This is a genomic window from Streptomyces anatolicus, from assembly GCF_019400875.1.
GTDB classification, from domain to species: Bacteria; Actinomycetota; Actinomycetes; order Streptomycetales; family Streptomycetaceae; genus Streptomyces; species Streptomyces anatolicus.
The window spans coordinates 1-7813 of the sequence record NZ_WMBF01000298.1; the positions used below are offsets into that span (position 1 = coordinate 1).

General features: G+C 71.8%; 7 protein-coding genes. 2 read left to right on the forward strand and 5 right to left on the reverse strand.

Features of this window, described 5'->3' with window-relative positions; translation table 11 throughout:
* On the forward strand, positions 1–860 hold an 860-nt coding region (locus GKQ77_RS22730; RefSeq protein ID WP_372459957.1), incomplete at its 5' end, for an RNA polymerase sigma factor SigF.
* Between the two features lie 99 nt (positions 861–959).
* On the opposite strand, the gene GKQ77_RS22735 is transcribed toward GKQ77_RS22730, so the two are convergent.
* Positions 960–1466 (reverse strand): MarR family winged helix-turn-helix transcriptional regulator, encoded by a 507-nt coding sequence (locus tag GKQ77_RS22735; RefSeq protein ID WP_219690785.1) that lies wholly within the window; start codon positions 1464–1466, stop codon positions 960–962.
* A gap of 123 nt (positions 1467–1589) precedes the next feature.
* Between GKQ77_RS22735 and GKQ77_RS22740 the strand changes: the two genes are divergently transcribed.
* Positions 1590–2027 carry a RidA family protein gene (locus GKQ77_RS22740; protein WP_219690786.1) on the forward strand — a complete coding sequence of 146 codons (438 nt, stop codon included), beginning with the start codon at positions 1590–1592 and terminating at the stop codon, positions 2025–2027.
* On the opposite strand, the gene hutI is transcribed toward GKQ77_RS22740, so the two are convergent.
* The 4 genes from hutI to hutU form a co-directional block, all read right to left on the reverse strand.
* Positions 2008–3207, reverse strand: coding sequence for an imidazolonepropionase (gene hutI, locus GKQ77_RS22745; protein ID WP_219690787.1), 1200 nt, complete (start codon positions 3205–3207; stop codon positions 2008–2010). The genes GKQ77_RS22740 and hutI overlap by 20 nt on opposite strands.
* A 97-nt stretch (positions 3208–3304) precedes the next feature.
* A complete protein-coding gene (locus GKQ77_RS22750) occupies positions 3305–4669 on the reverse strand; it encodes a formimidoylglutamate deiminase (protein WP_219690788.1) in 1365 nt (454 codons plus the stop codon).
* Positions 4666–5868, reverse strand: coding sequence for an allantoate amidohydrolase (locus GKQ77_RS22755; RefSeq protein ID WP_219690791.1), 1203 nt, complete (start codon positions 5866–5868; stop codon positions 4666–4668). Before GKQ77_RS22755 ends, GKQ77_RS22750 begins: the two co-directional genes overlap by 4 nt.
* 65 nt (positions 5869–5933) lie before the next feature.
* On the reverse strand, positions 5934–7607 hold the full coding sequence (gene hutU, locus GKQ77_RS22760; protein ID WP_219690789.1) for a urocanate hydratase: 1674 nt from the start codon (positions 7605–7607) through the stop codon (positions 5934–5936).
* Between the last annotated feature and the right edge of the window lie 206 nt (positions 7608–7813).

Genomic DNA, 7813 nt, shown 5'->3' on the forward strand with positions numbered 1-7813 from the left:
CCCACGAGCCCCAGCCGTCCCCGGAGGGCCTGGAAGCCCCGGAGACCCCGGAAGGCCTCGACGACCTTCCCGAGATCCCGCCGTACGACAAGGTGGGGGCGCTGGACGCGCGGGCCCTGTCCAAGACTCTCTTCGGGCGCCTCGAATCGCTCGAGGAAGGCACCCACGAGTACTCGTACGTCCGCAACACCCTGGTCGAGCTGAACCTCGCCCTGGTGAAGTTCGCGGCCTCCCGGTTCCGCTCCCGCAGCGAGCCGATGGAGGACATCATCCAGGTCGGCACGATCGGCCTCATCAAGGCGATCGACCGCTTCGAACTCAGCCGCGGTGTGGAGTTCCCCACGTTCGCGATGCCGACGATCGTCGGTGAGATCAAGCGCTTCTTCCGTGACACGAGCTGGTCGGTGCGGGTCCCGCGCCGCCTCCAGGAACTCCGGCTCGACCTCGCCAAGGCGGGCGACGAACTCGCCCAGAAGTTCGATCGCGCCCCCACGGTCGGCGAACTCGCCGAGCGCCTCGGCATCTCGAACGACGAGGTCGTCGAGGGCATGGCCGCCTCCAACGCCTACACGGCCAGCTCGCTGGACGCCCAGCCCGAGGAGGACGACTCCGAGGGCGCGCTCGCGGACCGCATCGGTTACGAGGACCACGGCCTCGAGGGTATCGAGTACATCGAGTCGCTGAAGCCGCTGATCGCCGAGCTGCCGCCGCGCGACCGCCAGATCCTCTCCCTCCGCTTCGTCGCCAACATGACGCAGTCGGAGATCGGCGAGGAGCTGGGCATCTCGCAGATGCACGTGTCGCGACTGCTGTCGCGGACTCTCGTCAAGCTCCGCAAGGGACTGACGGTCGAGGAGTGAGCCGGCGCGGCGCCGCTGTGCGCTCGAACGGCCTCGTGGGGCCCGCTCCTTGACGGAGCGGGCCCCATTTTTCTGTCGCCCGTCACACGCTGGGGGAAGTCACCCGCCGGGAGCAGCCAGATCCGCGGGCCGCGTGCGCAACTTGGCGGCGATGCGGGCGAGGGCGCGCTGGTCGGCGGCGGTGAGGGGATCCAGTACGAGTTCGCGTACCGCGCGCACGTGCGTCGGCGCCGCGGCAGTGACCACCTCGTACCCCGCGTCGGTCAGGGCGGCGAGCGTGAAGCGGCCGTCGTCGGGGTCGGGGAAGCGTTCCACCCAGCCGCGCTTCTCGAACCGCTTGACGACGTTCGAGAGGCGGGAGAGCGAGCCGTTGGCCAGGTAGGCCAGTTCGCTCATCCGCAGGCGGCGCTCGGGGCTCTCGGAGATGTGGCTGAGGGTCAGGTACTCGAAGAGGGAGAGGCCGAACTCGCGCTGGAGCGGCGACTCCAGCCGCCCCGGCAGGAGCAGGGCCAGGGAGGCCAGCCCGGTCCAGGCCTCCTTCTCGGCGGCGGTGAGCCACTGCGGCTCGTCAGCGGTGCCGGCGTCCGGGGGCGGGGAGCTGGTCATGCCGGTCAGCCTATCAATCGGGCAGTGCGCACATCTCCGAAAACACTTCAAGCGTGAAGTGAGAGTGTGTTACGTTCGCCCTCCACTTCACTACACACGTGAAGTCAAACGAGGGGATCTGCCATGTCCGTCACCGCTCCGAACGCCCCCGAGTTCTTCGTCACCCCCGGCTACGGCGAGACGCTGCTGTCCGCCCTGCGCTACAGCCAGGCCGTGCGGACCGGAGACCGCGTCGAGACCTCCGGACAAGGCGGGTGGGACGACGACTTCACCTTCCCCAAGGCCCTGGAGGACGAGATCGTCCGGGCCTTCGACAACGTCGAGCGAACCCTCGCCCTGGCCGGGGCCGGCTGGCCCGATGTCGTCTCCGTGAACTCGTACCACGTGCCCACCGCGGCGGACACCATCGGCGACGACCACACCCGGGTCATGGTCGAGCAGTTCCGCCGCCGCATGGGGGACCGCGCGCCCATCTGGACTCAGATCGGGGTGCCCGCGCTCGGCGCCCCCGGGATGCGGGTCGAGATCCGCGTCACCGCCGTCAGCGGCCAGGGCGGCTGAGCGGTCCGCCGCTCGTGCGGGTGCCCCGCTGCCACACCTCGGCGACCAGCGGGACCCCCGGCCGGTACGCCAGGTGGACATGGCTCGGGGCGTCGAGGAGGGCCAGGTCGGCGCGGGCGCCCTCGCGGATGACGCCGACGTCGGTGCGGCGCAGCGCCTTCGCGCCGCCCGCCGTCGCCGACCAGATCGCCTCGTCCGGGGTCATGCCCATGTCCCGTACCGCCAGGGCGATGCAGAACGGCACGGAGGAGGTGAAGGACGAGCCCGGGTTGCAGTCCGTGGAGAGGGCCACGGTCGCACCCGCGTCCAGGAGGCGGCGGGCGTCGGGCCATTCGGCGCGGGTGGAGAACTCCGCACCCGGCAGGAGCGTCGCCACCGTGTTGCCCTGAGCCAGGGCGTCGACGTCCGCGTCCGTCAGGTGCGTGCAGTGGTCGGCGCTCGCCGCGTCCAGTTCGACGGCGAGCTGGACGCCGGGGCCGTACGAGAGCTGGTTGGCGTGGATGCGGGGGTGCAGGCCCTTCGCCTTGCCCGCCGTGAGGATCGCGCGGGCCTGGTCGCCGTCGAACGCGCCCTTCTCGCAGAAGACGTCGATCCAGCGGGCGTGCGGGGCGCAGGCGTCCAGCATCTCGCCGGTGACCAGTTCCACGTACGCCGCCGGGTCCTCCGCATAGTCCGGCGAGACGATGTGCGCGCCGAGGAACGTGACCTCGTCCGTGTGCCGGGCCGCGATGCGCAGGGCGCGGGCCTCGTCGTGCGTGGTCAGGCCGTAGCCCGACTTCGTCTCGAAGGTGGTGGTGCCCTGGCGGAGGGCCTCGGCGAGGTAGCGGGTGACGTTCGCCTCCAGCTCCTCGTCGGTGGCGGCGCGGGTCGCGGCGACGGTGGTGCGGATGCCTCCGGCGGAGTAGGCGCGGCCCGACATGCGGGCGTTGAACTCCTGGGTGCGGTCGCCCGCGAAGACGAGGTGGGAGTGGGAGTCGACGAAGCCGGGGATGGCGGCGCGGCCTTCGGCGTCGTACGTCTCGTCCGCCGCCGGGGCCTTGTCCGCCGGGCCCACCCAGGCGATGTTCTCGCCGTCCAGGACGACGGCGGCGTCCGTCAGAAGGCCGAGGGGGGTGCCGTCGCCCTGCGCGGGGTCGTTGGTGACGAGGCTTGCGATGTTCGTGATGAGGGTGGTGGTCATGGCGTCTCCGGGGGTGGGGGAAGGTTCAGCCCCTCCGGCGTTCGAGGAGCGGGGTCCGGGGCGGGGCCCCGGGCAGAGGACCTGCTCGGGGACGACGTCAGTCCCGTAGCGCCGTGATCGCCTCGGCCAGTGCCGACGGGACGTCGGGAATCAGCGCGTGGGAACCATCCCGTACGACCACCCGGCCCCCGGCCACGACATGCCGGACGTCCGCCGCCGTCGCCGCGAAGACCGCCGTCTCGGCGGCGAGGCGCGGGAGGGGCCCCGCCGTGCGCACCGAGTCGAGGGCGATCGTCGTGAGGTCCGCCAGAGCGCCCCGCTCGATCACGCCCGCGTCGGGCCAGCCGAGTGCCGCGTGCCCGTCGGCGGTGGCCGCCCGCAGCAGCGCCGCCGCCGTCCAGTGGCCCCGCGTGTGCGAGCGCAGCCGTTCGTTCAGCTCCATCGCCCGCGCCTCTTCGAGGATGTCGATCACCGCGTGGCTGTCGCTGCCCAGGGAGAGGGGGCTGCCCTCCCGGTGGAGGCTCGCGGCGGGGCCGATGCCGTCCGCCAGGTCCCGTTCGGTCGTCGGGCACATGCATGTGCCCGTCGTGGTGCGGCCGAGCAGCCCGATGTCCTCCTCGGTGAGGTGCGTGTTGTGGACGCCGGTCGTGCGGGTGCCGAGCACTCCGCGGTCGAAGAGCAGCTGCGTGGGCGTACAGCCGTGCACGGCCTGGCAGGCGTCGTTCTCCGCCGTCTGTTCGGAGAGGTGGACGTGGAGGGGGGCCTCGCGCTCGGCCGCCCACCGCGCGACCACGCCCAGCTGCCCGGCGGGGACGGCCCGTACGGAGTGGATCGCCGCCCCGATACGGGCGTGGGGGCGTTCCTTGAGCGCCGACGCCCGCTCGGCCCACGCGTCGGCCGTGCCGTCGGAGAAGCGGAGCTGGTGGCGGTTGGGGGGCTCGCCGCGCGTCTCGGAGAGCAGTCCTGAGGCCACGTACGCCGTGTCCAGGAGCGTGATGCGCACGCCCGCGTCCGACGCGGCCTGGATCAGCGCCTCGCCCATCGCGTTGGGATCGGCGTACGGGGTGCCGCCCGGTCCGTGGTGGAGGTAGTGGAACTCCCCCACCGTCGTGATGCCCGCCAGCGCCATCTCCGCGTACACCGCCCGGGCGAGCGCGTGGTACGTCTCGGGGGTGAGCCGGTCCGCCACCGCGTACATGACCTCGCGCCACGTCCAGAAGGTGCCCGAGCCGACCTGGACGGTGCCGCGCAGGGCGCGGTGGAAGGCGTGGGAGTGGGCGTTGGCGAGGCCGGGGAGCGTCAGGCCGCGCAGGACCGTCGTGCCCGGCGGCGGCGCCTGGACGCCCTCGCGGACGGCCGTGATCCGCTCGCCCGTCACCTCCACCGCCACGCCGGGCTCGACGTGGGTGCCGAGCCAGGCGTGCTCCAGCCAGTACGTCTGCGCCTTCGCGTCCGTCGTCACTTGCAGGCCAGCCCTTCCAGTACGTCGGCGAGTGCGGTCACCCCGGCCACGCAGTCGTCCTCGGCGGCGAACTCCGCCGGGGAGTGCGAGACGCCCGTGGGGTTGCGTACGAACAGCATGGCGGTGGGGATGGAGCCGGACAAAATACCCGCGTCGTGGCCCGCGCCCGTGCCGAGCACCGGGGCCGGGCGGCCGTTCTCTCCGCCGAGGATGGCGCCGAGTTCGTCGCGCAGGGCGTCCTCGAACTCCACGACCGGCGTGAAGGACTCGCGTACGACGTCGAGGTCGATGCCGTGCCTGTCCGCGTACTCGCGTGCCGCCTTCTCGATGCCGGTGACGACCGTGTCCAGGGTCGGCTGGTCGGCGGCGCGGGAGTCGAGCCAGCCGCGCACGAGGGAGGGGATGGCGTTGACGCCGTTCGGCTCGACGGAGATCTTGCCGAACGTGGCGACCGCGCCCGCCAGTTCGGCCTCGCGGCGGGCGGCGAGCACCGTCTCCGCGTACGTCAGCATGGGGTCCCTGCGGTCCGCGAGCCGGGTCGTGCCCGCGTGGTTGGCCTCGCCCCGGAAGTCGAAGCGCCAGCGGCCGTGCGGCCAGATGGCGGACGCGATGCCGACGGGGTCGCCGGTCAGGTCCAGGGCACGGCCCTGCTCGACATGGAGCTCGACGAAGGCGCCGATGCGGGCGAGGCGCTGGGGGTCGGGGCCGATTCCGTACGGGTCGTAGCCCGCCGCCTCCATCGCCTGGGGCAGCGTGATGCCGTCGCCGTCCCGGAGCTTGTGCGCCGCCTCGACGGTGAGTTTTCCCGCGGTGAGCCTCGACCCCACGCAGGCCAGGCCGAAGCGGGCGCCTTCCTCGTCGCCGAAGTTGACGACGGCGAGGGGCCGGGTGAACTCCTTGCGGCGGGCGCGCAGTTCGTCCAGGGCCGCGAAGGCGGAGACGACGCCGAGGGGACCGTCGAAGGCGCCGCCGTCGGGTACGGAGTCCAGGTGGGAGCCGGTGACGACGGCGTCCCCCTGGCCCGGGTCGCCGAGCCAGGCCCACTGGTTGCCGTTGCGGTCCAGTTCGTACGTCAGCCCGCGGGTATCCGTCTGAGCCTTGAACCAGGCGCGGCAGTCGGTGTCCGCGCCGGTCCAGGCGTAGCGGCGGTAGCCACCAGTGCTGGCGTCTCGCCCAATCGAACTCAGGTCCCGCCACATTTCCTGGAAGGACACGGGGCTCCGCCCCGGACCCCGCTCCTCAATCGCCGGAGAGGCTGAATTACTCACTCCCCCTCCCGCATGGGAACCCGTACGCCCCGCTCGTCCGCCACGGACTCCGCGATGTCGTACCCGGCGTCCACATGCCGGATGACGCCCATCCCGGGGTCATTGGTGAGAACGCGCCGGATCTTCTCTCCGGCGATCTTCGTGCCGTCGGCCACCGAGACCTGGCCCGCGTGGATCGAGCGGCCCATGCCGACGCCGCCGCCGTGGTGCAGGGAGACCCAGCTGGCGCCCGATGCCACGTTCACCATGGCGTTCAGGAGCGGCCAGTCGGCGATCGCGTCGGAGCCGTCGAGCATGGCCTCCGTCTCGCGGTAGGGGGAGGCGACCGAGCCGCAGTCCAGGTGGTCGCGGCCGATGGCGAGGGGGGCCTGGAGTTCGCCGGAGGCGACCATGTCGTTGAAGCGCTCGCCCGCCTTGTCGCGCTCGCCGTAGCCGAGCCAGCAGATGCGGGCGGGCAGGCCCTGGAAGTGGACGCGCTCGCCCGCCATCTTGATCCAGCGGTGCAGCGACGCGTTTTGAATGGACTCAGCCTCCGGGAAGAGGTCGAGGATCGCCTTGTCGGTCTTGTGGATGTCGGAGGCCTCACCCGACAGGGCCGCCCAGCGGAAGGGGCCCTTGCCCTCGCAGAAGAGGGGGCGGATGTAGGCGGGCACGAAGCCGGGGAAGGCGAACGCCCTCTCGTAGCCCGCCAGTTGGGCCTCGCCGCGGATCGAGTTGCCGTAGTCGAAGACCTCGGCGCCCGCGTCCATGAAGCCGACCATCGCCTCGACGTGCCTGGCCATCGACTCGCGCGCGCGGGCCGTGAAGCCCGCCGGGTCCTTCGTCGCGTACGACTGCATCTCGTCGAAGTCGACGCCGCTCGGCAGGTACGCGAGCGGGTCGTGGGCGGAGGTCTGGTCCGTGACGATGTCGATGGGGGCGGACTCGGCGAGCATGCGGGGCACCAGGTCCGCCGCGTTGCCGAGCAGGCCGATGGAGAGGGGGCGGCGGGCGTCCCGCGCCTCGACGGCGAGCTGGAGCGCGTGCTCCAGGGAGTCGGCCCGCACGTCGAGGTACTTGTGCTCGATGCGGCGCTCGATCGCGCGCGGGTCGCAGTCGATACAGATGGCGACGCCGTCGTTCATGGTGACGGCGAGCGGCTGGGCGCCGCCCATGCCGCCGAGGCCGGCGGTGAGGGTGATCGTCCCGGCGAGGGTGCCGTTGAACTTCTTGGCGGCGACGGCGGCGAACGTCTCGTACGTGCCCTGGAGGATGCCCTGCGTGCCGATGTAGATCCAGGAGCCCGCGGTCATCTGCCCGTACATGGTCAGGCCCAGCTGCTCCAGGCGGCGGAACTCCTCCCAGTTCGCCCAGTCGCCGACGAGGTTGGAGTTGGCGATCAGGACGCGCGGCGCCCACTCGTGGGTCTGCATCACGCCGACCGGGCGGCCGGACTGGACGAGCATCGTCTCGTCCTGCTTCAGGGTCCTCAGCGTGCGGACCATCGCGTCGAAGGAGCGCCAGTCGCGGGCCGCCTTGCCGGTGCCGCCGTAGACGACGAGCTTGTCGGGGTGCTCGGCGACCTCGGGGTCGAGGTTGTTCTGCAGCATCCGGAGGGCGGCTTCCTGCTGCCATCCCAAGGTGTTCAGTTCCGTGCCGCGCGGTGCTCGTACGGGGCGGGGTCCGGACATGGGGCGGTGCCTCCTCGCGACTGTGACCTTGTTATTCACATCCTGAGGGGATGAATAGGGCTAGTCAATAGCGAACGAATGCGCGAGTACGCCAGCGGGGGCCCTGCCCGGGTGATTGGCTGGATCACATGGCCCACGACGACTGGCTGGATCACGCGGCCCCCGACGACCACCCGGACGCGGACGACGACCAGCAGACCCGGCCC

What these genes read in the sequence shown, in the direction of transcription:
- GKQ77_RS22740 (WP_219690786.1), top strand. Translation starts at nt 1,590, where the DNA reads ATGTCCGTCACCGCTCCGAACGCCCCCGAGTTCTTCGTCACCCCCGGC.
- hutU (WP_219690789.1), bottom strand. Translation starts at nt 7,607, where the DNA reads ATGTCCGGACCCCGCCCCGTACGAGCACCGCGCGGCACGGAACTGAAC.
- GKQ77_RS22755 (WP_219690791.1), bottom strand. Translation starts at nt 5,868, where the DNA reads ATGTGGCGGGACCTGAGTTCGATTGGGCGAGACGCCAGCACTGGTGGC.
- hutI (WP_219690787.1), bottom strand. Translation starts at nt 3,207, where the DNA reads ATGACCACCACCCTCATCACGAACATCGCAAGCCTCGTCACCAACGAC.
- GKQ77_RS22735 (WP_219690785.1), bottom strand. Translation starts at nt 1,466, where the DNA reads ATGACCAGCTCCCCGCCCCCGGACGCCGGCACCGCTGACGAGCCGCAG.